This window comes from Peteryoungia algae (assembly GCF_030369675.1).
GTDB lineage: Bacteria > Pseudomonadota > Alphaproteobacteria > Rhizobiales > Rhizobiaceae > Allorhizobium > Allorhizobium algae.
Map to the genome: position 1 here is coordinate 4,343,981 of NZ_CP128477.1, position 21,083 is coordinate 4,365,063.

General features: G+C 62.5%; 22 protein-coding genes. 10 read left to right on the plus strand and 12 right to left on the minus strand.

The features are described from left to right. Nucleotides 1-148 precede the first annotated feature (148 nt). From QTL56_RS20620 to QTL56_RS20635, 4 genes are all read left to right on the plus strand, one after another. Nucleotides 149-1,675 carry an ABC-F family ATP-binding cassette domain-containing protein gene (locus QTL56_RS20620; protein WP_245135268.1) on the plus strand — a complete coding sequence of 509 codons (1,527 nt, stop codon included), beginning with the start codon at nucleotides 149-151 and terminating at the stop codon, nucleotides 1,673-1,675. Between the two features lie 204 nt (nucleotides 1,676-1,879). Beyond that, nucleotides 1,880-2,845 carry a homoserine kinase gene (locus QTL56_RS20625; protein WP_229572752.1) on the plus strand — a complete coding sequence of 322 codons (966 nt, stop codon included), beginning with the start codon at nucleotides 1,880-1,882 and terminating at the stop codon, nucleotides 2,843-2,845. Further along, complete coding sequence (rnhA, locus tag QTL56_RS20630) at nucleotides 2,842-3,309, plus strand: ribonuclease HI (protein WP_229572751.1); 468 nt, start codon at nucleotides 2,842-2,844, stop codon at nucleotides 3,307-3,309. The genes QTL56_RS20625 and rnhA overlap by 4 nt, the downstream gene beginning before the upstream one ends. Before the next feature lie 90 nt (nucleotides 3,310-3,399). Continuing rightward, nucleotides 3,400-3,708 carry a Dabb family protein gene (locus tag QTL56_RS20635; protein ID WP_245135269.1) on the plus strand — a complete coding sequence of 103 codons (309 nt, stop codon included), beginning with the start codon at nucleotides 3,400-3,402 and terminating at the stop codon, nucleotides 3,706-3,708. A gap of 36 nt (nucleotides 3,709-3,744) precedes the next feature. On the opposite strand, the gene QTL56_RS20640 is transcribed toward QTL56_RS20635, so the two are convergent. Beyond that, nucleotides 3,745-4,368, minus strand: coding sequence for a TetR/AcrR family transcriptional regulator (locus tag QTL56_RS20640; protein ID WP_245135271.1), 624 nt, complete (start codon nucleotides 4,366-4,368; stop codon nucleotides 3,745-3,747). 153 nt (nucleotides 4,369-4,521) lie between these two features. On the opposite strand from QTL56_RS20640, the gene QTL56_RS20645 reads away from it, so the two are divergent. Continuing rightward, a complete protein-coding gene (locus tag QTL56_RS20645) occupies nucleotides 4,522-5,130 on the plus strand; it encodes a hypothetical protein (protein ID WP_289393333.1) in 609 nt (202 codons plus the stop codon). Nucleotides 5,131-5,200: 70 nt separating this feature from the next. On the opposite strand, the gene QTL56_RS20650 is transcribed toward QTL56_RS20645, so the two are convergent. Both QTL56_RS20650 and QTL56_RS20655 read right to left on the minus strand, forming a co-directional pair. Then, nucleotides 5,201-5,686, minus strand: coding sequence for a peroxiredoxin (locus QTL56_RS20650; protein ID WP_245135275.1), 486 nt, complete (start codon nucleotides 5,684-5,686; stop codon nucleotides 5,201-5,203). A 72-nt stretch (nucleotides 5,687-5,758) separates the two neighbouring features. Then, nucleotides 5,759-6,631, minus strand: coding sequence for a protein-disulfide reductase DsbD domain-containing protein (locus tag QTL56_RS20655; RefSeq protein ID WP_245135276.1), 873 nt, complete (start codon nucleotides 6,629-6,631; stop codon nucleotides 5,759-5,761). Between the two features lie 163 nt (nucleotides 6,632-6,794). Between QTL56_RS20655 and QTL56_RS20660 the strand changes: the two genes are divergently transcribed. After that, on the plus strand, nucleotides 6,795-7,400 hold the full coding sequence (locus tag QTL56_RS20660; protein ID WP_229572747.1) for a YqgE/AlgH family protein: 606 nt from the start codon (nucleotides 6,795-6,797) through the stop codon (nucleotides 7,398-7,400). A gap of 103 nt (nucleotides 7,401-7,503) precedes the next feature. Further along, nucleotides 7,504-8,139, plus strand: coding sequence for a LysE family translocator (locus tag QTL56_RS20665; protein ID WP_245135277.1), 636 nt, complete (start codon nucleotides 7,504-7,506; stop codon nucleotides 8,137-8,139). Nucleotides 8,140-8,151: 12 nt separating this feature from the next. On the opposite strand, the gene QTL56_RS20670 is transcribed toward QTL56_RS20665, so the two are convergent. The 4 genes from QTL56_RS20670 to thrC all read right to left on the minus strand — a co-directional run bounded on the left by QTL56_RS20670 (nucleotide 8,152) and on the right by thrC (nucleotide 14,460). After that, nucleotides 8,152-11,064, minus strand: a complete 2,913-nt coding sequence (locus QTL56_RS20670) for an EAL domain-containing protein (RefSeq protein ID WP_370660315.1) — start codon at nucleotides 11,062-11,064, stop codon at nucleotides 8,152-8,154. After that, nucleotides 11,061-11,672: a GNAT family N-acetyltransferase gene (locus QTL56_RS20675; RefSeq protein ID WP_245135278.1), complete on the minus strand. Its 612-nt coding sequence runs from the start codon at nucleotides 11,670-11,672 to the stop codon at nucleotides 11,061-11,063. Before QTL56_RS20675 ends, QTL56_RS20670 begins: the two co-directional genes overlap by 4 nt. Nucleotides 11,673-11,734: 62 nt before the next feature. Further along, the gene (locus QTL56_RS20680; protein ID WP_229572743.1) at nucleotides 11,735-13,033 is read right to left on the minus strand and encodes a M16 family metallopeptidase; all 1,299 of its coding nucleotides are present in this window, start codon (nucleotides 13,031-13,033) and stop codon (nucleotides 11,735-11,737) included. Between the two features lie 20 nt (nucleotides 13,034-13,053). After that, entirely contained in the window at nucleotides 13,054-14,460 is a 1,407-nt protein-coding gene (thrC, locus tag QTL56_RS20685; protein ID WP_245135522.1) for a threonine synthase, read from the minus strand. A gap of 303 nt (nucleotides 14,461-14,763) precedes the next feature. Between thrC and QTL56_RS20690 the strand changes: the two genes are divergently transcribed. Continuing rightward, nucleotides 14,764-15,336, plus strand: coding sequence for a hypothetical protein (locus QTL56_RS20690; RefSeq protein WP_229572742.1), 573 nt, complete (start codon nucleotides 14,764-14,766; stop codon nucleotides 15,334-15,336). 25 nt (nucleotides 15,337-15,361) lie between these two features. Here the strand turns inward: QTL56_RS20690 and QTL56_RS20695 are convergent, their stop codons facing one another. Beyond that, on the minus strand, nucleotides 15,362-15,955 hold the full coding sequence (locus QTL56_RS20695) for a helix-turn-helix domain-containing protein (protein ID WP_245135279.1): 594 nt from the start codon (nucleotides 15,953-15,955) through the stop codon (nucleotides 15,362-15,364). A 114-nt stretch (nucleotides 15,956-16,069) separates the two neighbouring features. Between QTL56_RS20695 and QTL56_RS20700 the strand changes: the two genes are divergently transcribed. Together QTL56_RS20700 and QTL56_RS20705 are read left to right on the plus strand one after the other, a co-directional pair. Next, a complete protein-coding gene (locus QTL56_RS20700; RefSeq protein ID WP_229572740.1) occupies nucleotides 16,070-17,434 on the plus strand; it encodes an LLM class flavin-dependent oxidoreductase in 1,365 nt (454 codons plus the stop codon). Nucleotides 17,435-17,630: 196 nt separating this feature from the next. Then, the gene (locus QTL56_RS20705; protein WP_245135280.1) at nucleotides 17,631-18,536 is read left to right on the plus strand and encodes a diacylglycerol/lipid kinase family protein; all 906 of its coding nucleotides are present in this window, start codon (nucleotides 17,631-17,633) and stop codon (nucleotides 18,534-18,536) included. Between the two features lie 18 nt (nucleotides 18,537-18,554). On the opposite strand, the gene QTL56_RS20710 is transcribed toward QTL56_RS20705, so the two are convergent. From QTL56_RS20710 to QTL56_RS20725, 4 genes are all read right to left on the minus strand, one after another. Beyond that, nucleotides 18,555-19,244 (minus strand): HAD family hydrolase, encoded by a 690-nt coding sequence (locus QTL56_RS20710; protein ID WP_229572738.1) that lies wholly within the window; start codon nucleotides 19,242-19,244, stop codon nucleotides 18,555-18,557. Nucleotides 19,245-19,362: 118 nt separating this feature from the next. Continuing rightward, nucleotides 19,363-19,953 carry a TetR/AcrR family transcriptional regulator gene (locus QTL56_RS20715; RefSeq protein WP_229572737.1) on the minus strand — a complete coding sequence of 197 codons (591 nt, stop codon included), beginning with the start codon at nucleotides 19,951-19,953 and terminating at the stop codon, nucleotides 19,363-19,365. After that, on the minus strand, nucleotides 19,953-20,297 hold the full coding sequence (locus tag QTL56_RS20720) for a DMT family transporter (RefSeq protein WP_245135281.1): 345 nt from the start codon (nucleotides 20,295-20,297) through the stop codon (nucleotides 19,953-19,955). Before QTL56_RS20720 ends, QTL56_RS20715 begins: the two co-directional genes overlap by 1 nt. A gap of 83 nt (nucleotides 20,298-20,380) precedes the next feature. Next, nucleotides 20,381-21,067 carry an ArsR/SmtB family transcription factor gene (locus QTL56_RS20725; RefSeq protein ID WP_229572735.1) on the minus strand — a complete coding sequence of 229 codons (687 nt, stop codon included), beginning with the start codon at nucleotides 21,065-21,067 and terminating at the stop codon, nucleotides 20,381-20,383. Nucleotides 21,068-21,083 lie beyond the last annotated feature (16 nt).

Genomic DNA, 21,083 nt, shown 5'->3' on the forward strand with positions numbered 1-21,083 from the left:
CGACACCTTCTCCTGGTCTGCCCCTCATGGCCCGCAGCGCCAAGCCGTTCCGGCTCGCGCCCTGCATGTTTTTTAGACCGCAGCGACATCCATTGGACAAGGCGAAAGGCCTGTCCGGACCGTCGCGCGGCAAGACCAGAGAACCATCATGTCCCTGATCAATATCCGTAATCTCGGCGTCACCCTGTCGAGCCCGCTGTTTTCCAACCTCAACCTTGTCGTCAATGCCGGCGATCGCATCGGCCTTGCCGCCGCCAATGGCCGTGGCAAGTCGACCCTGTTCCGGTGCATCGCCGGTACGCTTGATCCGAGCGAAGGCGAGATCACCAAGGCGCGCGGTGTGACCATCGGCTATGTCGAGCAGAACGTGCCGCAGCATCTGCTGGATCTCACCTTCTACGACGCTGTGCTGGATGCGCTTTCGCCCGAACAGGCCGAAAGCGAGAGCTGGCGCGTCGATGTGGTGCTCGGTGAACTCGACGTACCGGTTGAATTCCACCAGCGACCGCTGAAGGCACTGAGTGGCGGCTGGCAGCGCATGGCGCTGATCGCGCGCGTCTGGGTCACCGAGCCGGACGTGCTTCTGATGGACGAGCCCACCAACCATCTCGACCTCGGCAAGATCGCTGCCCTCGAGGCGTGGCTGAATGCACTGCCGCGCGACGTGCCGGTGATCCTCGCCAGTCATGATCGCGCCTTTCTCGATGCCGTCACCAACCGCACCGTCTTCCTGCGCGCCGAGCAGTCGCCAGTCTTCGCGCTTGCCTATTCGCGGGCGCGTTCGGCGCTGGAGGACGCGGACGCGGCCGATGCGCGTCGCTACGAGCGTGACATGAAGACGGCAGATCAGTTGCGCAAGCAGGCCGCCAAGCTCAACAATATCGGCATCAATTCCGGCAGCGACCTTTTGGTGGTGAAGACCAAGCAACTGCGCGAGCGGGCCGAAAGGCTCGAGGATGCAGCCAAACCGGCTCATCTCGAACGCTCGGCCGGTGCCATCAGGCTTGCCAATCGCGGTACCCATGCCAAGGTTCTGGTGACGCTGGACGATGCGGAAGTGCTTGCTCCCGATGGCGCCGCGTTGTTTCGCACCGGCAAGCAGTTCATTTGCCAGGGCGACAGGATTGTCCTGCTCGGCGCCAATGGCGTCGGCAAGACCCGCCTCATCGCCATGCTGCGCAAGGCGATCGACATGCCCGAGATCGCCCAGGACGGCATCAAGGCGACGCCATCGCTGGTGCTGGGCTACGGCGACCAGGCGCTTGCCGATCTCCGCGACAGCGACACGCCGATGCAGGCGATCATCCACCGCTTCGATATCGGCGACCAGCGGGCACGGGCGCTCTTGGCCGGTGCGGGCATGAGCATCGATATGCAGGCGCGCCCGATCGGTCGCCTGTCCGGCGGCCAGAAGGCGCGGCTCGGCATGCTGGTGCTGAGGCTTGCGGAGCCGAATTTTTTCCTGCTCGACGAACCGACCAACCACCTCGATATCGAGGGGCAGGAGGTGCTGGAGAGCGAGCTGATGCAGCATCAGGCGAGCTGTCTGCTGGTCTCGCACGACCGCAGTTTCGTCCGCGCCATCGGCAACCGCTTCTGGCAGATCGAACGAAAGCGCCTGATCGAAGTCGAGGGGCCGGAAGATTTCTTTGCCGCAGCCGCACTGGCAAGGTAGTCGTCGGTATCACCAGGGGCTGCGCCCCGGCAGGCCCGTGGTGTATGGCGCAAGCGAAAACCGGCACCCGGCATATGTGTGCGAGGTGAGGTCGCGATCCTCACTTCGCCCATTTCCTGTGCCGGATGTCGCTTGAGGACTGGCACTTGCCGATCCCGCGCGCTATGCGTTCAGCTTCATTCCAAGCAGCACGGGAAAATCGCTGTGGCAGTCTATACCGACATTTCCGAAGGCGATCTGAAGGCCTTTCTCGAGCAATATGATGCGGGCGAGTTGACCTCCTACAAGGGTATTGCCGAAGGGGTCGAGAATTCCAACTTCCTGCTCCACACGTCCAAGTCCCCGTTGATCCTGACGCTCTACGAGAAGCGGGTCGACAAAAACGATCTGCCCTTCTTTCTCGGGCTCATGCACCATCTCTCCGAGCGCGGGCTCAACTGTCCGCTCCCCCTGCCGCGCAAGGATGGGGCGTTGTTGGGCGAACTTTCCGGCCGTCCGGCCGCGCTGATTTCCTTCCTCGAGGGCATGTGGCTGAGAAAGCCCGAAGCGCAGCATTGCGGCGAAGTGGGCGCAGCCCTCGCCAGGATGCACATCGCCGGCGAGGGCTTCGAGCTGACGCGGCCGAACGCGCTTTCGCTCGAAGGCTGGCACGTGCTCTGGGCAAAATCCGAAGCCCGCGCCGACGAGGTGGAGGAGGGGCTGGAAACCGAGATCGGCGCCGAGCTCGATTTCCTCGCCACCCACTGGCCGAAGGATTTGGCCTCGGGCGTCATCCATGCCGACCTTTTCCCGGACAACGTCTTCTTCCTCGGCGATACGCTGTCGGGGCTGATCGACTTCTATTTCGCCTGCAACGACCTGCTGGTCTACGACCTCTCGATCTGCCTGAATTCCTGGTGCTTCGAGAAGGATGGCGCCTACAACATCACCAAGGGCAAGGCGATGATCGAGGGTTACCAGTCGGTGCGGCCGCTCTCTGCTGCCGAGATCGAGGCCTTGCCGATCCTGTGTCGCGGCTCTGCGCTGCGCTTCTTCCTCACCCGCCTCTATGACTGGCTGACAACGCCGGCAGGTGCCCTGGTGGTGAAAAAGGACCCGCTCGAATATCTGAAGAAGCTGCGCTTCCACCGCGCCGTCACCAATGCCTCGGAATACGGACTGATCGCATGAAACATGTCGAAATCTACACAGACGGCGCTTGCTCGGGCAATCCAGGCCCCGGAGGCTGGGGGGCCGTGATGCGTTACGGCGAAACCGAAAAGGAACTCTTCGGTGGCGAGGCCGATACCACCAACAACCGCATGGAACTGCTCGCCACCATCACGGCGCTCAATTCCCTGAAGGATGCCTGCGAAGTCGATCTCTACACCGACAGCAAATATGTCATGGACGGCATCTCCAAGTGGATCTTCGGCTGGAAAAAGAACGGCTGGAAGACCGCCGATAGGAAGCCGGTCAAGAATGGCGAGCTCTGGCAGGCGCTCGACCTTGCCAATCAGCGCCACAAGGTTAAGTGGCACTGGGTCAAGGGCCATGCCGGCCACCCTGAAAATGAACGCGCCGACGAACTCGCCCGCCGCGGCATGGAGCCCTTCAAGACGTCGGGTGTCACGCGGTCGCTTCTGGTGAAGTGAGCGGATGAGGGAGAAGGGGCGGCGCGACCGCCCTTGCCCTTTCGCCCGTTCTCCCTATGCTCGCCACAAAATCACCGACGGGAGACATCCATGATCCAGCACTGCGTATTCCTGCGCTTCAAGGCCGCTGTCCAGGAAGGCGAAAAGCAGGCGATCTATGCGGCGATCGCCGATTTGAAGGACGTGGTGCCGGGCATGCTTGAGGTGAAGTCCGGCTCGAACGTGTCGCCGGAAGGCCTGAGCAGTGGCTATAATGACGGCTTCATCGTCACCTTCGAGGACGAGATGGTCCGCGACTATTATCTGAAGCATCCGAAACATGTGGAAGTGGGCGAGCGCATTGTCAGCGCGACGGATGGAGGTCTGGCCGGCATCCTCGTCTTCGACCTGGAAACCTGAAGCCTTACGTTGCAGGCAGGGCAGGGACGTAAAGCCTCAGTTCTGCGCAGGCGCAGCCGACAACAGCGCAATGAAGAGGTCCAGCGCCCGATGCATGGCAGCATCAGGCGGTCCCTCGACCTGCCACTCCTTGAAATGGCCGTCGATCCACATGCGCACCACGCCATAGATGAAGGCGCGCGATGACAGGATCAGATCGTCAGGTGCCACGCCGGCCCGCAGGTCGCCCCGCGCCTGCGCTTCGGCGATCAGGGCTACCATCAACTGGCGAATCTCATTATTTTGCCGCACCAGCCGTTCGGAACCATGAAAGTCTATCAGCGAGCGTGAGCTGACGATCTGGAAATGGGTGGGATTGGCAATCGCCCATTCCAGATAGCCAAGTCCAATGGCTCGCAATCTTCCCAGGGGCAGGTCGTTGTCGACCTTTTCAAGGGCCGATTGCACGGCGTCCGTCAGTCTGGAAATTGCCTGCTCGGCGACGGCGGTCAGCAGCGCAGTCTTGTTGCTGAAGTGGCGGAACGGTGCGCCCGGCGAAACGCCCGCCTTCTTGGCAACCTCCCGCACCGATAATTGCTCGACGCCCTTCTCCTCGATCAGCTCGATGGCAGCAGCAATGAGCGAATCCACCAGGTTGCCATGGTGGTAGCGCTTTCGCATCGGAGCATTGTGAGGAGCGGGCTTGGGGGAATCGTTCGACATGAAACAAGCATAGCAGGTGATCACGATTATGTAATCGTCGATTACATTCATTGCGTCTGAATGCGTTTGATGTAATCAGTGATTACATAGAAGGTGATGAGGAGCTTGGTGATGAAAAATGCACTTGAAGGATGGAAACTGACCCTGTTGCTGGTGGGGGGATTGCTGATCATGACTGCGGTTGCGCTGGCTCTGGCGGCCAACCCGGTGGAGGCTTCGCGTCTTGTAATCCGCTGGACGGCGCGCTGTTCGGTGGCCCTGTTTCTCGCGGCCTTCACGGCCTCGTCGCTGGTTCGTTTGGTGCCCATTCGCATCACGCACTGGCTGTCGCGCAACCGCCGTTATCTCGGCCTTGCCTTCGCCGCCTCTCACTCGATTCACCTGATGGCTATCATTTCACTGGCCACACAGGATCAAGTACTGTTCTGGCAGTTGACCAACTACGGCACGCTGGTGAGCGGTGGTCTGGCCTATGTCTTCATCTTTGCCATGGCGACGACATCCTTTGACCGCACGGCGGCAATGCTCGGTTCGCGCCTATGGCGCCTGCTGCACCGCGCCGGTGCCTGGTATATCTGGACGTCCTTTGTCGTGACCTTCGGCAAGCGTTTTGTGATGGATACCGCCTACCTCCCGGCCATGGTGCTGATCTTCCTCGCACTGGCGATCAAGTTGCTTGCCCGGTTGCGCGGTTCGCGGACTAAATCCACGCCAGCCTGAGCGTGGTGGCAAACAAAGAAATGCCGCGGCGGATCGCTCCGTCGCGGCTCAATATGCGGACACACAGATATCAGAGCTGCTCGATCATCTTGGCCGCCGATGACACGGTCGCCTGGCCTGGATTTTCTTCGATGTTCAGGCTCTTCACCACGCCGTCCTCGACGAGCATGGAATAGCGCTTGGAACGCAGACCCAGAGCCCCGGCGGAAAGGTCGGCATCGAGGCCGAGTGCCTTGGTAAAGGCGGCATTCCAGTCGGCGAGGAAGTGGATCTTGCCAAGGCCGCCCGAATGCTGCGCCCAGGCACCCATCACATGCCAGTCATTGACAGACACGACGGCAATATCGTCGACGCCACGCGCCATCAGCGCGTCACGGTTCTCCAGGTAGCCGGGCAGATGGTTCAAGGTGCAGGTCGGGGTGAAGGCGCCGGGCACGGCGAAGACGACAACCTTCTTGCCGGCAAAAAGATCTTCGGTGGTGATCTCCACCGGGCCGTCCACTGTCTTTTCCTTGAAGGTCGCCTGAGGCAGCTTGTCGCCGATGGCAATGGTCATGAATGTCGTCCTCGCTTGCTTTGCACCACCCGGAACCCCTCCGTGCGGCAGTGACGCGAATATAGGTTGAGGTCAGTCGAAGGCAAGCGTGGTTTCCATGGCACGCGGGCCGCTGACGATCAGGATGCCCCAATGCTTGCCGGCCAGCTCGTATTTCTTCGGCAGCTTGCCGATCGGTACGGTCAGGACTGTTTCGCCCGCGTCCCCGGTCGACGCATGCGCCTTGACGAAGACATGGCCGCTCGGCCCGCTGATGAAGACCTCCGGTGTCGGTTGGCCCTCGGGTAGGATCGCCCGAACCACAAGCTCCTTGCGATCAGCGCTCATGGTGTGTCCGAGCACACGAAAATCCTTTGAAGGGCCGGGCGGAACCTGCGCACGCGCCGCTTCGACGAGCGCCGTCTCCGCCGCATGGCTTTCGCCATCCGCATTCGGCGGCACAGTGAGATCGGCCTGGAAGGGGATGCAGATATTCTGACACACCCCGATGAAGGTATTGAGCGTCACCCCGGACGTATCGGGTGCATTCTTGAGGGTGATCGGCAGGGTGACCGGCTTGTCGTAGCCCACGTCGGTCATGGTGCCGTTCATCAGGACCTTTGGTACAGGAAAGTCCAGCCTCTCCAGGCTGTAGGAAGCCCCCTGAGCCGGCTTGACGGCAGGCGGAATGCCGACATCGCCCGGCTCCTTCCAATAGGTGATCCAGCCCGGTTTGGGCTCGATCACCAACGCCCCCTGGCGCAGACCGTCGGCGCTCTCTGGCAGAAGGATCAGCCGCATCCGCCCGCCCTCGTTCACCGCCCATTCGCTGCTCGCAGCCATCAGCGGCGAGGCCGGCAGAAGGGAAAAGAAACCGATAGCCGCCGCGACCGCGAACGGGCGGCCACGTGGGATAATTTTCAGCAGGCGGGAGAGAGACATGGGCGTTTCTGTTCTGGCGATCATGAAAACGGCTCTAGATGATCACTGTGGCCTTGGCCAGTCACGCTTGCTTCATGGTCATCATTTTGGGTTGATCGGAACCCGCTTCTGCCCCATCTTGAATGGGAGACCACATCTGAACCACGCGTGAAGCCGATTGCCCAAGGGGCAAACCAGGGAGGCGGGCATGGCATTGTCGTCGAAAACCAGTCTGAGAGAACGCGGTTTGCTGGATGGGCATCTGCTGATTGCCATGCCGGGCATGGCGGACGGCAATTTCGCCCGCGCCGTGGTCTATGTCTGCGCCCATTCGGATGCCGGGGCCATGGGCTTCATCATCAACCGCGCGCAATCGGTGACCTTTGCCGACCTGCTGTTGCATCTTGAGCTGATCGACCGCAACGACGCCATCATGCTGCCCGATCACGCCCGCCATTTCCCCATCCAGTGCGGTGGTCCGGTGGAGCAGAATCGCGGCTTCGTGCTCCATTCCGATGACTACCTCTCCGACAGTTCGATCCCCGTCAGTGATGACATCTCGCTGACCGCGACGCTCGACATCGTCCGCGCCATCTCGGATGGTCGCGGTCCCCGCCACGCCACCATGCTGCTCGGTTATGCCGGCTGGGGCCCGGGTCAGCTGGAAGAGGAAATCACCCAGAATGGCTGGCTGAACTGCGCCGCCACCGAAGACCTGATCTTCGACCGCTGCCTCGAAAACAAATATGATCGCGCGCTGGCCCTGATGGGGATCAATCCGGCCATGCTGTCGACGGATGCAGGACACGCTTGAGGGATAGATCCACTGGTTGCGCACTTTCCGCTTGCAAGCTGAGAGAGGGCAGTCATGCTCCTCGTGTCGGGCCACCCGGTCCGGCCCGATCGAGACCCAGGCCATGCCCTCCACCGACATCCTCATTGCCTTCATTATCACCACGGCCGTCTTCGCCTTCATCCCGGGCCCCGCGATGCTCTATGTCGCGGCCCGGACGCTTGCAGCGGACCGCCGCGCAGGGTTGATGGCGACGTCAGGTATTCATGTCGGCTGCTACGTGCATGTGGTCGCCGCAGCCGCTGGTCTGTCTGTCCTCTTCCATGTCGTCCCAACGCTCTATCTGGCGGTGAAGCTGGCAGGGGCTGCTTATCTGATCTATCTCGGCATTCGCATGTTCCGCGTGGCCCGGGCGGTTGGCGCAACGCCCGTTGACCTGGTGGCGCAGAAGTCCGCTGGCCGTGCGTTCGTGGAAAGCATGTTTGTCGAGGTGCTCAATCCGAAGACGGCGATTTTCTTTCTCGCCTTCCTGCCGCAGTTCATTGATCCTGCCGCGAGCTTCCCGGTCTGGCTGCAGTTCGTCATTCTCGGCACGGGGGTCAATGCGATGTTCACGGTCGCCGACATCACCTGCGTGATGGCGGCAAGCACCGTCACCAGACGTTTGGCGCGGATCTCATCCCTGCAGCGCAATCTGCAAAGGGCAGGAGGCGCGATCCTCGTCGGACTTGGCCTTCACGTCGCCTTCCAGCGCACGTGAAGCCCTTCCGCCTCAAGCCCGCTTCATCAGCGGAAAGCGCTCCTTGAGAAGTCTCAGCACCGATTCCGAGCCGAGCGGCGGGCCGAACAGATAGCTTTGGCCAAAGTCGCAGCCCATCATCGCGAGGTCGGCCGCGTCCTGGTCGGTCTGGATGCCCTCGGCCACCACCTGCATGTCGAGCCCGCGCGCCATCGAGACGACCGAGCGCAGGAGAACGGATCTCTTGTCCGACTGGTCGCAGACGAGCGCCTTGTCGAGCTTGATCGTGTCGAAGGGGAAGCGGGTGAGATAGGCAAGCGACGAATAACCGGTGCCGAAGTCGTCGAGTGCCAGGCTGATTCCGGTGTCCTTCAGCTTCTCCAGCATTAGACGCGCCTGTTCCGGATTTTCCATGACGACGCTCTCGGTCAGCTCCAGCTTGATCCGTTTCGGATCGCACTGGGTCTTCACCAGAAGTGCGCGCACGTCGTTGTAGATCTCGCTGGAGATCAACTGGGCCGAGGAGAGGTTGACCGAAACGAAGATCGGCAGTTCGCCCGTCAGGCGCTCCCAGTCCATCAGATCGGTCGCCGCCCGCTCCAGGGCGAACATGCCGAGTGGCTCGATCAGATCGGACATTTCCGCGATCGGGATGAATTCGGTCGGCGAAATGGTGCCGCGCTTCGGGTGATCCCAGCGCATCAGCGCCTCGAAGCCGGCGATTTCGCCATTGGTGAGCTTGACGATCGGCTGGTAGGCCATCGACAGCTCCTTGCGCTCGATGGCGCGCCGCAGATCCGTTTCGAGCTGCAACCGGTCGGTGCTGAAGGTGCGGAAGGCCGGGCGGAAGGGCTCGACCCGATTGCCGCCGGCGCGTTTCGCACGGAACATGGCAAGCTCCGCATCGGCGAGCAGGCTTGCCGAGCTTTCCTGCTGGTCCACCCACGAGACGAGACCGATCGAGGCCGTCAGGTTGATTTCGCGGTTGGCGAAATTGAGCGGCACCATGATGGCCTTGGACACGGCATCCGCGAAGTCGGCAATCTTGCCGGGGTCGCGTTCCGACACCAGGATCAGGCCGAACTCGTCCCCCGAAAGCCGCGCCAGCGTATCCTGCGGCTTCAAGAGACGGCGCAGGCGGCGGGTAATGGCAATCAGGATGTTGTCGCCGGCAGCGATGCCGAGCGCATCGTTGACCTGCTTGTAGCGGTCGATGTCGATGGCAAGCACGGTCGGCCGAACGCTTTCCGACGTCGGCGCGAGCGACAGGATCGCCTGCAGGCGGTCGAGGAAGACCTCGCGGTTCGGCAATCCCGTCAGGTTGTCATGCATGGCATCGACAAGCAGCCGGTCGATGGAGTTCTTCTGCTCGGTCACGTCGATGATCGTGCCGACGCAGCGGATGACCTCCCCGTTCGAACCCAGCACTGGCCGGGCGCGGATCTTCAGCCAGTGGAAGTGACCGTCTTCGGCGCGGATGCGGAATTCGTGGCTGAGGCGTCCCTTTCGATGTTCCAGCAGCACGTCGAGCGTGGCGCGGAAACGGTCGCGATCGTCGGGATGCAGGCGCGGCAGCCAGTTGCGGGCGGGCCCGTGCATGGTGCCCGGCGCCAGGCCGAGCCTGAGCGAGACATCCGGGCTCGTCACGACGCGGTCGCGCGCCACGTCCCAGTCCCAGACGGTGTCGCCGGAACCGGTCAGCGCCAGCGACTGGCGTTCCAGATCGGAGAACAGGCCCTGCTGATAGGCGCCGCCGGCGAACGCATGCTGCATGACCGTGAAACCGATCAGAAGCACGATCAGCACCAGCCCGCCGCCCAGTGCCGGCTGGATGATGTCGTTGTCGAGCTGGCCGGTGACAGTCATCCAGCCGGCGAACAGCCAGACCAGAATCAGCACCCAGGTCGGCACCAGGAGCACAGCGCGGTCGTAGCGGTTGAAGCCGAGATAGACGATCAGGCCGATGCCGACGACGCCGGTGAGCGCAAAGGAAACGCGGGCAATGCCGGCGGCGATCGAGGGGTCGAAGATCGCAACCCCGAAGAGCACGGTGAGGCCCAGCATCCAGGCGAGCGTCGCATAACCGAGATGCACGTGCCAGCGATTGAGGTTGAGATAGGTGAAGAGGAAGATGACGAGCGAGGAGGCGAGTGCCACCTCGGCGCCGGCTCGCCATATTCGAATGTCGGAAGAGGTAAGGGTAATCAGCTTTTCGAGAAAGCCGAAGTCGACGCAGATATAGGCGAGCACTGCCCAGGCAAGCGCCGCGGCGGCCGGCAGCATCGACGTGCCCTTGACGACGAAGAGAATGGTCAGGAAGACCGCGAGCAGCCCGGCAATGCCGAGCACGATACCGCGATAAAGAGTGAATGCGTTGACCGTATCCTTATAGGCGTCGGGTTCCCACAGATAGATCTGCGGCAGTTCCGGCGTCGCAAGTTCGCCAACGAAGGTGATCACGGTGCCCGGATTGAGCGTAATGCGGAAGACATCGGCATCCGCGCTCGGCACACGGTCGAGCGCAAAGCCTTCCGAGGGTGTGATGGCCATGATCCGCTGCGAGCCGAGGTCCGGCCAGAACATTCTCGAACCGGAGAGGCGGAAATGCGGCGCGACGATTACGCGCTCCAGCTGTTCTTCCGAGACGTTTGCCAGAGCGAAGACCGCCCAGTCGCCCTGGTGTCCCTCGGTAGACGAGCGGACCTCGATACGCCGGCGGATGCCGTCCGCACCGGCGGCGGTCGAGACCTGGAAGGCCTCGCCCTGATTCGTGTAGATTTCCGTGGTCGCCGTGAGGTCGAGGGCATTGTCGTCGCGCGCGATCTTGACCGGTTCGACCGCCAGCGCCGCCGAGGCTGAAAAGCCGACATACATTGCGACAAGCGCAGCCAAAAACAGGGCGGCCAGGCGAGGCGCGGCGCGCGAAAGGGGTTCAAATATGCTCATGAGGACGTCTTGCCGTTCCGCGCCTTGGGGGCGGCGATCCGGGAGAACAGCACATGGTCGCGCCATTCTCCATTGATTTTCAGATAGTCGCGCAAAAGACCTTCTCGCTCAAATCCCGTTTTTTCGAGCAGCCTCAGGCTGTTGACGTTGTCCGGAATACAGGCTGCTTCGATACGGTGCAACTCGAGCGGCCCGAAGATGTAGGGAATAGCCAGCTGAAGTGCGGCAAACATGTGGCCCTGTCGCGAATGGCGTTCGCCCATCCAGTACCCGATCATGCAGCTCTGAGCGGCTCCACGGCGGATAAGGCCGACGGTAAGCCCGCCCAGCAAGGCGTTTTCCTCCCGGTCGAACAGGAAGAAGGGCACTGCCATGCCGGAGTGAAATTCCTGTTCATTGCGCAGGACGCGCTGCCGGAAGGCTCGCTCTGTCAGCTCGTCGCTGCGCCAGGTGGGTTCCCAGGGCTGCAGGAAGGCGCGGCTTTCCCGGCGCAACTGGTGCCATGGCTCGAAATCGCGAAACCGCGGCAGGCGAAGCAGATGCCGTTCGCCGTAAAGCTCCGGCATGTCCGACTGCCGGGACAGAAACCGAAAGACCGAGCGCGTCATCGTCAATCCCCGAGCGAAATCCGGCGGAGGGCTCCGCCGGTCGAGTTCTGTGTCCGCGACAGTCAGCCGACGGCCTTACGGATGCCCGCTGGCTGCGAGTTGAGCGCGCCCCTGATATCGTCGAGCGGAACGAGGTGATCCACAGGCCCGATCGCCGAAAGTGTAGGCGTGGTGTCGAAGAACAGGCGTCCGGCGAGATCGGTCAGGCGCTCGGTCGTAATGCCGGCAAGCCGTTCCATCATTTCCTGGTTCGGTATGGTGCGGCCGTAGAGCATCATCTGACGGGCGATCTGGCCGGCGCGTGCGGCCGGGCTTTCCTGGCCCATCAGCAACTGCGCGCGGATCTGCGCCCGCGAGCGCTCGATCTCCTGCTGGTCGATATGGTCGGAGACCTTGCGCAATTCGTCGATTATGACGGGCACCAGTTTCGGCAGGTCTTCGCCGCCGGTCGCGGCATGAATGCCGAAGATACCGGTGTCGGAAAAGCCCCAGTGGAAGGCATAGACCGAGTAGCAGAGACCACGGATCTCGCGCACTTCCTGGAAGAGCCGCGACGACATGCCGCCGCCCAGGATGTTGGCGAGGATCTGCGAACAGTAGAAGTCCCGCATGTGATATGCCTTGCCCTCGAAGCCGAGCAGGACCTGCGTGTCCATGAGATCGCGCTCCTCGCGCGTCTCGCCACCCGTATAGTGGGCGGCATCCATCACCGGGGTCGAGGACGGCTTCGTCGGCAAGGAGGCGAAGCGTTGCTCCACCTGCTTGACGAAGGCGTCGTGATCGACCTTGCCGGCGGCCACGACGAACATGCGGTCCGTCGTGTAATTGCGCGACAGATAGGCGCGAATCTGGTCGCTCGAGAAGGACTTGACCGTCTCCGGCGTGCCGAGAATGCTGCGCCCGATTGTCTGGCCGCGATAGGCTTGCTCGGAAAAGCGGTCGAAGACCACGTCGTCAGGCGTGTCGTCGGCAGCCCCGATTTCCTGCAGGATGACGTGTTTTTCCCGCTCCAGTTCCTCTTCGTCGAAGACGCTGTCGGTCAGGATGTCGGCGAGGATGTCGACCGCAAGCGGGACATTGTCCTTCAGGACGCGGGCGTAATAGGAGGTGGTCTCGGTCGACGTCGCGGCGTTGACTTCGCCACCGACATTCTCGATTTCTTCCGCGATCTGGCGGGCGCTACGCTGGTTCGTGCCCTTGAACGCCATGTGCTCGAGCAGATGCGCAATTCCATGCTCGGCTTCCGTCTCGTTGCGCGATCCGGACTTGATCCAGGTTCCGAGCGCCACGCTTTCCAGATGCGGCATGTTCTCGGTTACGACAGTCAAACCCGATGGAAGCCGGGTGCACTCAACATTCATGGTTCGTCTTTCCGCGCTTCCTACCTGACAGCTCTCGCATGGTCACTGACAAAGCTTTCAATGGCTTTGAGTTCCGCGGGCAGGACTTCGAAGCGCTCCTCCCTGTCCATCAGATCAGCAAGCCACGCCGGAAGCGCGGGGTCAATACCGCAGGCCGATTTTACTGCCGCCGGGAACTTGGCAGGATGGGCGGTGGCAAGCACCACCATGGGGCTCTGCGGCTTCTCGAATTTCTTCGCCACATGCACGCCGACGGCGGTATGCGGGTCGAGCAGATAGCCGGTTTCGTCGAGCACGGCGCGAATGGTCTTCGCCACCTCCTTCTGCGTCGCACGCCCGGCGCGGAAATCCTTGCGAATGAATTTCAACGCCTCCGGCTGGATCTCGAAGGCGCCGGACTGCTTGAGACCGTCCATCGACGACCGGATGGCAGAGGCGTCCCGGCCATAGGATTCGAACAGCAGGCGCTCGAAGTTGGAGGAAATCTGGATGTCCATCGAGGGGGACGTCGTGGCCGAGACACCCTTCATCTCGTAGCGCCCGGTCTTCATCGTGCGCGCCAGAATGTCGTTGTCGTTTGTGGCGATCACCAGCCTGTCGATCGGCAGGCCCATCTTCTTTGCGACATAACCGGCGAATATGTCGCCGAAATTGCCTGTCGGCACGGTGAACGAGACTTTGCGATCGGGAGCGCCGAGAGCCACGGCCGAGGTGAAGTAGTAGACCACCTGCGCCATGATGCGCGCCCAGTTGATCGAGTTGACGCCAGAGAGCCTCACGCGGTCGCGAAAGGCTCCATCGTTGAACATCGCCTTCACGAGGTTCTGGCAGTCGTCAAAATTGCCCTCGACGGCGATGGCATGCACGTTTTTGTCCGTCGACGAGGTCATCTGGCGCTGCTGCACCGGCGACACCTTGCCATGCGGGAAGAGGATGAAGATGTCGGTCCGCGCGCGGCCGGCAAAGGCGTCGATCGCCGCGCCGCCTGTGTCGCCCGAGGTGGCGCCGACAATGGTCGCCCGTTCGCCACGCTTCTCGAGCACATGGTCCATCAGCCGGGCAATCAGCTGCATCGCCACGTCCTTGAAGGCGAGGGTTGTGCCGTGGAAGAGTTCGAGCACGAAGGAGTTCGGCCCGGTCTGGACGAGCGGTGCGACTGCCGGATGCTTGAAGGTCGCATAGGCCTCGTCGATCATCGTCCGGAAGGTCTGTGGCTCGATTTCGCCATTGGTGAAGGGCAGCAGCACTTCGAAGGCGACATCTTCGTAAGACTTGCCACGCAGGCCCCGGATCGCCTTCTTCGACATTTGCGGCCATTCGCGCGGGACGTAAAGTCCGCCGTCACGGGCAAGGCCTGCCAGAAGCGCGTCACAAAAGCCGAGGCTCGGGGCCTCGCCGCGGGTCGAGATATATTCCACGTCGCTTATCCCTATAGTTCAGATGGTCGGAGCCGAAGCGCCGCCAAATCTATGGCGTTTCCGATAAAGAGGTTTGCCCATTTGCGCCAGTGCGGAGGGCAGGATTTCGCAAGCCCGGCAATCCTTCCTGGCCCTGCCGATGGCAGCCCGTGGTCTGGCTGTTGCGAAGCAATCGAATTTTGACTCAAATTGCCGGCTACCCAATCGATTTTTCTCTTGGTCGCTGCTATAGACCATCCGCGAGGGCGCTGAAAAGCCTCAAGTTTGACTGTTTTTCGGCTGATCTGCCGAGCATGCGGAAGGTGAAGTCTCGTGTCTGTAAACGTGTCGCGCGGCGTTGTCGCCGTTTCGCTGATGATGGTTCTCTCCGGCTGCAATGCCGGCGGTCTCGGCAGCAGCCTCGGCCTTTCTTCTTCCGATCCGGCAGGGGCAACATCCGCAGCCACGCCCGCAGTCGCCACCGACCAGCAGGCTTTCGTGCAGGGCTTCTGCCCGCAGATTTCGCTGCGTGAAGGCACCGCCTCCTACCGCTCTTATGCCCGTGGCAAGGACGGCGATGCCGAACAGGTCGTCTTCCAGGCGTCGCTCGCCGACACGACGCGTTCGTGCTCCCGCACCGAGACCACTCTCACTGTCAATGCACTGATCCAGGGTCGCCTCGTCTCCGGTCCCCAGGGCAAGGCCGGCACGATCAATCTGCCCGTCCGCATCACCGTGATCGATGGCGGCCAGGAAGTGTCCAACGAACTTGAACAATATCCCGTGACGATCGCCGACGTGAACACGCCGGCCCAGTTCGTCTACAGCCGGGCCGTCACCATACCCGGAAATGTTTCCGGCATGACGCGCGTCTATGTCGGCTTCGAACAGCCAAAGAAGAAGTAAGTTCCGGAGCCAGGATCCTCCGGCTTTAGCCTCGTCCCGTCAGTGCCACCAGATAACGCGTCGCCTTGTCGGTGCGGTTGACGAAGACGCAGTCTTCGGGCGCGCCGAGCTGCAGGCAGTCGCCGGCCGAAAGCCGGTGGCTTCGCAGTCCCTCGATGAAGTCGAGTTCCCCCTCCAGTATATGGATCTGCTGGTGCTGGAAGCCGAAGGCGGACGCCGGATAGGGGACACGCACGCCCGCCGGCAAGACCACCTCGATCAGTTCGAGCCGCCCGCCATTTGGCGGTGAAAGCGTGCGGCGCGTATAGCCTGTCTCCGGATCAACCCAGAGCGGCTGTTCGCTCCGCCTGGTCAGACGGTCGCCCTCGCGTTCCGCCATGGCAAGCAGAACCGAAAGCGGCAGTCCGAAGGCTCCGGACAACCGGCCGAGCACGGAGGCCGTCGGGCTTGCCTCGCAGCGCTCCACCTTGCTGATCATCGCCTTGGAAACACCCGACCGTGCCGAAAGCTCGGCCAGCGACCAGGACCTGGTGTCACGCTCCGCCCGGACGCGCTCCGCAATCGCCCGCGCCTGTCGTCCCTCGTCATAGGTTTCAGCCAGTCTTGTGGTCTCGGTCATTTGTGCCCTTGCCAAAACGCGCGCCTGCGTCTTCTATAGTGGACGAAAGAATACGATAGAGGACGAGGCAATGGCAAGCCGTGAGCTTGTCTTGCCGTGGCTGGGGGAACCGTAGTGACACGCGAGATCCGTTTCAACGCATTTGACATGAACTGCATCGGCCACATCCAGCAGGGCCTCTGGACCCATCCGCGCGACCGCTCGATGGACTATAACAGCCTCGCCTACTGGACCGACTATGCCAGGCGCTTGGAAGCCGGCCTTTTCGACGGTATCTTCCTCGCCGATGTCGTCGGCATTTATGACGTGTTGAGCGGCAGCCCCGCGCCGGCCCTGCGCGGTGCCGTGCAGGTGCCGGTCAACGACCCGATGATGCTGGTCCCCGCCATGGCCTCGGTCACCCGCCATCTCGGCTTTGGCGTCACCGCCAATCTTACCTATGAACAGCCCTTCCTGTTTGCCCGCCGCATGGCGACGCTCGACCACCTGACCGGCGGCCGCATGGGCTGGAACATCGTCACCGGCTATCTCGACAGCGCGGCGCGTGCCATCGGGCTGGACGGCCAGATGGCCCATGACGACCGCTACGATCTCGCCGACGAATATATGGAGGTCGTCTACAAGCTCTGGGAGGCGAGCTGGGAGGATCAGGCCGTCGTCGCCGACAGGCAGGCACAGGTCTATGCCGATGCGAGCAAGGTCCATCCCGTCCACCATCATGGACGACAATACAAGGTCGACGCCTACCACCTCTGCGAGCCCTCGCCACAGCGCACGCCGGTACTGTACCAGGCCGGCTCCTCGCCGCGCGGCCGCCAGTTTGCCGCCACCCATGCCGAATGCGTCTTCGTCAATGGCCAGAAAAAGGACGGCGTGCGCGAGATCGTCACGGATATTCGTGCCCGGGCGGAAACCCTCGGCCGGCATGGCGACGACATCAAGGTCTTCCTCGGCGCCACCATCGTCACGGGCCGCACCGAGAAGGAAGCACGCGACAAGTTCGAGGATTACAGGCGGTACGTCAGCTCCGAGGCAGCGCTGACCCATGCGGCCGCTTCCATGGGCATCGACTTCGACAAGTTCGACATGGACGAACCGGTGGAAACGGGCAAGAGCCAGGCGATCACCTCCAACATCAAGGCCATGGACCGGGCCGCAGGTCCTGCGTGGACCAAACGCAAGCTGATCGAACAGATGGTGCTCGGCAGCCGCCAGCAGCCCTTGGTCGCCTCCGCCGATCAGGTGGTCGAGTGGCTGGTGGACTGGGTCGAACAAACCGGTGTCGATGGCTTCAACCTCTCTCGCACGGTCGTGCCGGAATGTTTTGACGACATGATCGAGCTTGTCGTGCCACGCCTGCAGGAGCGTGGCCTCTACAAGACGGAATATCGCGAGGGACCGCTTCGCGAAAAGCTCTTCGGTCAGCCCCGCCTGACGGAACGCCATACCGCATCGACACATCGTCGACGGCAGCCCTGATCAGCCGTCTCGGGCTGTGCGACGCATCGGGCCGCCCGCCGCCTTGCCTTGCTCTCATCAATCCAGGAGTGCTAGCTATCGGCTGGTAACGGGACGTGGCTTGCGTGCGCAGGTTCTGCAGACTGTTCGGGCAGGGGAGTGGGAGGCATCCGCAAGGAATGGCTCCCAAGGGGAGGTCTGATTGAGAATTGCAGTCGTGAGAAACCCCATTGCGGGAGGCCGGTCTGGCCGCAAGCAATGGGCGCCGTTGCTTGCCGCCTTTCGCGCCCGGTTCCCGGACCTCGAGATCCATGAGAGCCGCTCCGGCGGCGATGCCCGCAAGCTTTCCCGCGAATTGGCCCTTGGCCCCTATGATCTCGTTCTGGTCGCCGGCGGAGATGGCACGATCAGCGACGTCGTCGATGGCGTGCTGGGATCGACCCGCCCGGACATGCCGCTTGCCTTCCTGCCGATCGGCACGGGCTGCGATTTCATCCGCAACTTCAACCTGCCGACCGATCCCATGGCCCTCGCCGAGCATATCGCAAGCGCACCTCTGCGCCGGATCGATGCCGGATTGCTCATCTCTCGCGATACAGCCGGCACGGAGCAGCGCCGCCATTTCGTCAATATCACCAGCGTCGGCATCTCCGGCGAGGTCATCGATGCCGTCAACGCGCCCGGCCGGGCGCGCATCCTGAACGGCCCGCTGCGCTTCCTCGTCCATTCGGCCCTGGCGATCCTGCGTTACCGCCCCTATGATTTCGAGGTTCTGGTCGACGGCATGCTGGTGCATCAGGGACGGCTGGCGCTGGTTGCGATCGCCAATGGCGGCTGGTTCGGCGGCGGCATGCACATCACGCCCGGGGCCGATGTCGCCGATGGCATGTTCGAGGTGGCGGTGATGCGCGAGGAGAAGGTGATCGGCCTTCTGAAATTGCTCGCCCGCCTGCACAAGGCGGGCCATGTCGGCCATCCGCTCCTCAGCTTCCACAAGGCAAGGCGGGTCGAGGTGAGGCCGCGGGATCCGTCAAGGTTCCCGGTTGATGTCGACGGAGAGGCCCCGATCCGGGGTGGCTTCGTCGCGGAAATCCTGCCCGGGGTGCTGACGGTCAGGACCTGATCGAAAACCCGGCTCGGCTCAGAACACGCCGTCCCATTCCGCCATCGCGGCAATCACGCCCGGCAGATCCTGCATGCGGGCAATCACGGTTTCCGCACCCGCATCGGTCAGCTTGTCGGCATGCGAGGGATAGGTGTGCGATGCGCCGGTAAAGCCGACGACACGCATGCCCGCCTCACGGGCGGCATGCACGCCGTGAACGGAATCCTCGACCACGAGGCACTTGCCCGGGCTCACGCCGAACTGTGCTGCGCCATGCAGGAAGATATCCGGCTTCGGCTTGACGCGATCGGCGCCAAGATCCTTGGCCGAATAGATATGCGGCGCGAAGAATTCCTTGAGCCCGACCTTGGTCAGCATCATGTCGAGGCGTTGCGAGGACGAATTGGAGCAGATGCAGCGGGGACCGGTTATGCGGGCCAGTGCATACTGTACGCCCTCGATCGCCTTCACCTCGCGGGCGAGCCGCTGGTCGAGCAACTGTTCCGACTTGTCGATCAGGCTCGCCGACAGGGGAATGTCGACTTCCTTTTCGATCGACAGCAGGATGTTCTTCCAGGTCATGCCGGCGAAGCGCTCGCCCATTTCCTCGACCGAGATCGGATAGCCCGCCTCTGTCAGAAGTTTCGATTCGACCTTGGCCGCGATGATCTCGGAATCGACGAGCACGCCGTCGCAATCGAAAAGGGTGAGGTCGAAGCCGCTCATGAAAACATCCGTCATGTGGTCCAGGGGAGGCCCGCTCCCTACACGATCACGAGGGCAAGGACAATCGCATCTCACGCATCGCGGGCCTGTTGGCGGATCGGCGAACCGAACCGGGCGCTCAAGCTTTCGCCATTGCCAGCAGAACCGCTTCGAAATCCTGAGGATAGCGCTGTAGACCGCCCGTCTTCTCCATCATGTCGGCGAGCCAGACGCCATCGGCGGCGAGCCTGACGGCGATCAGATGCGGATCGTCGTCCGTTTCGGCATGTCGCGCCATGCGGTCATCCAGCCAGGCAGACCAGAGCGAGCGCAGCGCCGGCTCCGAGACGATCGCAACAGACAGGGCGCCCCACAGGCTGCGGTCGCCCAGCAATCGGTCGGAAAAACAGGCCCGCACATAGGCCCGCGTGAAGCGCCCGCGCGCCACCGGATCATCCGCCAGCGTCCGGTCGATCTCCTGGTCCATCTTGTCGAGCAGATCCGAAAAGACGGCAGCGAGCAACGCCTGCTTGCTGTCGAAATGGTGCAGGAGCCCGCCCTTGGTGACGCCGGCCCTCGTCGCCACCGCCTGGATGGTAATCGAAGCTGCCCCGTCTTCCGCAGCGATCTGGGCCGCACAATCGAGAAGCGCCCGGCGCACCTGCTCCGGCTGCTTCTTGCGATGATAGGCGGAGGACGCGACGTCGGTCGGGGAGGGAGCGCCCGCCATCAATGCGACACCGTGCTCGACAGCGTGTTCATCACGACCACGCCCGTCACGATCAGCGCGATACCGGCAAGGGCCGCCAGATCCAGGCTCTGCTTGAGATAAAAGACGCTGATGAGTGCGGTCAAAACAATGCCGAGCCCGCCCCACATGGCATAGGCGATGCCGAGCGGCATGCCTTTCAGCGCCTGGGACAGGAGATAGAAGGAGGCGACATAGAACATCACCATGCCGGCCGTCGGCAGGAGCTTGGTGAATTGCGCGGACTTCTGCAAAAGCGTCGTGCCGATGACTTCGAGCACGATGGCTGCGGCCAGCGCGCCATAGGCGGTGAGTGTGGGGTTCATGACGCGGCTCCAGCTGTGGGTGTCCATTAAAAGATACCGTATGGTCGGTTTCTTTGCAAGGCCTGCCGGTCCGCCTCTATCGGTCAGTCGGGCAGGGGAAAGAGCATCAGAAACTGCCGCTCGCCGTCGCGTGAAAAACGAATGATCCGGCTTTCCTCCACCCGCCGTGCAAGGCCGGCGTCGAGGAAATGCGAGAGCAATGCCGCTCCCAGAGCGCCTGCGAGATGGGTGCGTCTTTCGCTCCAGTCGAGGCAGGCCCGGCACAAGGGCCTCCGTTTCGCTCGAAGGCTGCCGATATCGAGCCCTCTGTCTCGCAGCAGCCTGTCGCCTTCGGCCGTCAGCGTCAGCGCCTCGTCCTCCGCCCGGATCGCTCCACGCGCCACCAGGCTGTCCAGCATGCGCACGCCAAAATCGCCGGCCAGATGATCGTAGCAGATCCGCGCCTTGCGCAGTTCCGGCTCCTTCGGTCCCGTGCGATGCCGCAGATGGCCGCGCGTTGCCGAAAAGCTCATCAGGCTCTCGATCATTGCCCCGACATGGCTGTCGGCCAGCGCGAAATAGCGATGCCGTCCCTGCTTGCGTTGGGACAAAAGCCCACCCTCTTCGAGCTTGGAGAGATGCGAGCTCGCGGTTTGAAGCGTCACGCCTGCCGCCCCGGCGAGTTCCGTCGCCGTCAGCGCCTTGCCGCCGATCAGTGCCAGCAGCATGTTCGAGCGCGCGGGATCGCCGATCAGCGCGGCAATGCGTGAAATGTCCGGTCCTTCCGCCATGATCTTCTCCTTGCTC

Excerpts from the sequence above, each read along its gene's own strand:
- QTL56_RS20635 (WP_245135269.1), top strand. The coding sequence starts at position 3,400 with ATGATCCAGCACTGCGTATTCCTGCGCTTCAAGGCCGCTGTCCAGGAA.
- QTL56_RS20650 (WP_245135275.1), bottom strand. The coding sequence starts at position 5,686 with ATGACCATTGCCATCGGCGACAAGCTGCCTCAGGCGACCTTCAAGGAA.
- QTL56_RS20695 (WP_245135279.1), bottom strand. The coding sequence starts at position 15,955 with ATGACCGAGACCACAAGACTGGCTGAAACCTATGACGAGGGACGACAG.
- QTL56_RS20640 (WP_245135271.1), bottom strand. The coding sequence starts at position 4,368 with ATGCGAAAGCGCTACCACCATGGCAACCTGGTGGATTCGCTCATTGCT.
- rnhA (WP_229572751.1), top strand. The coding sequence starts at position 2,842 with ATGAAACATGTCGAAATCTACACAGACGGCGCTTGCTCGGGCAATCCA.
- QTL56_RS20655 (WP_245135276.1), bottom strand. The coding sequence starts at position 6,631 with ATGATCGCCAGAACAGAAACGCCCATGTCTCTCTCCCGCCTGCTGAAA.
- QTL56_RS20670 (WP_370660315.1), bottom strand. The coding sequence starts at position 11,064 with ATGAGCATATTTGAACCCCTTTCGCGCGCCGCGCCTCGCCTGGCCGCC.
- QTL56_RS20725 (WP_229572735.1), bottom strand. The coding sequence starts at position 21,067 with ATGGCGGAAGGACCGGACATTTCACGCATTGCCGCGCTGATCGGCGAT.
- QTL56_RS20720 (WP_245135281.1), bottom strand. The coding sequence starts at position 20,297 with ATGAACCCCACACTCACCGCCTATGGCGCGCTGGCCGCAGCCATCGTG.
- QTL56_RS20680 (WP_229572743.1), bottom strand. The coding sequence starts at position 13,033 with ATGAATGTTGAGTGCACCCGGCTTCCATCGGGTTTGACTGTCGTAACC.
- QTL56_RS20710 (WP_229572738.1), bottom strand. The coding sequence starts at position 19,244 with ATGAGCGGCTTCGACCTCACCCTTTTCGATTGCGACGGCGTGCTCGTC.
- QTL56_RS20620 (WP_245135268.1), top strand. The coding sequence starts at position 149 with ATGTCCCTGATCAATATCCGTAATCTCGGCGTCACCCTGTCGAGCCCG.
- QTL56_RS20715 (WP_229572737.1), bottom strand. The coding sequence starts at position 19,953 with ATGGCGGGCGCTCCCTCCCCGACCGACGTCGCGTCCTCCGCCTATCAT.
- QTL56_RS20645 (WP_289393333.1), top strand. The coding sequence starts at position 4,522 with ATGAAAAATGCACTTGAAGGATGGAAACTGACCCTGTTGCTGGTGGGG.
- QTL56_RS20665 (WP_245135277.1), top strand. The coding sequence starts at position 7,504 with ATGCCCTCCACCGACATCCTCATTGCCTTCATTATCACCACGGCCGTC.
- QTL56_RS20675 (WP_245135278.1), bottom strand. The coding sequence starts at position 11,672 with ATGACGCGCTCGGTCTTTCGGTTTCTGTCCCGGCAGTCGGACATGCCG.
- QTL56_RS20660 (WP_229572747.1), top strand. The coding sequence starts at position 6,795 with ATGGCATTGTCGTCGAAAACCAGTCTGAGAGAACGCGGTTTGCTGGAT.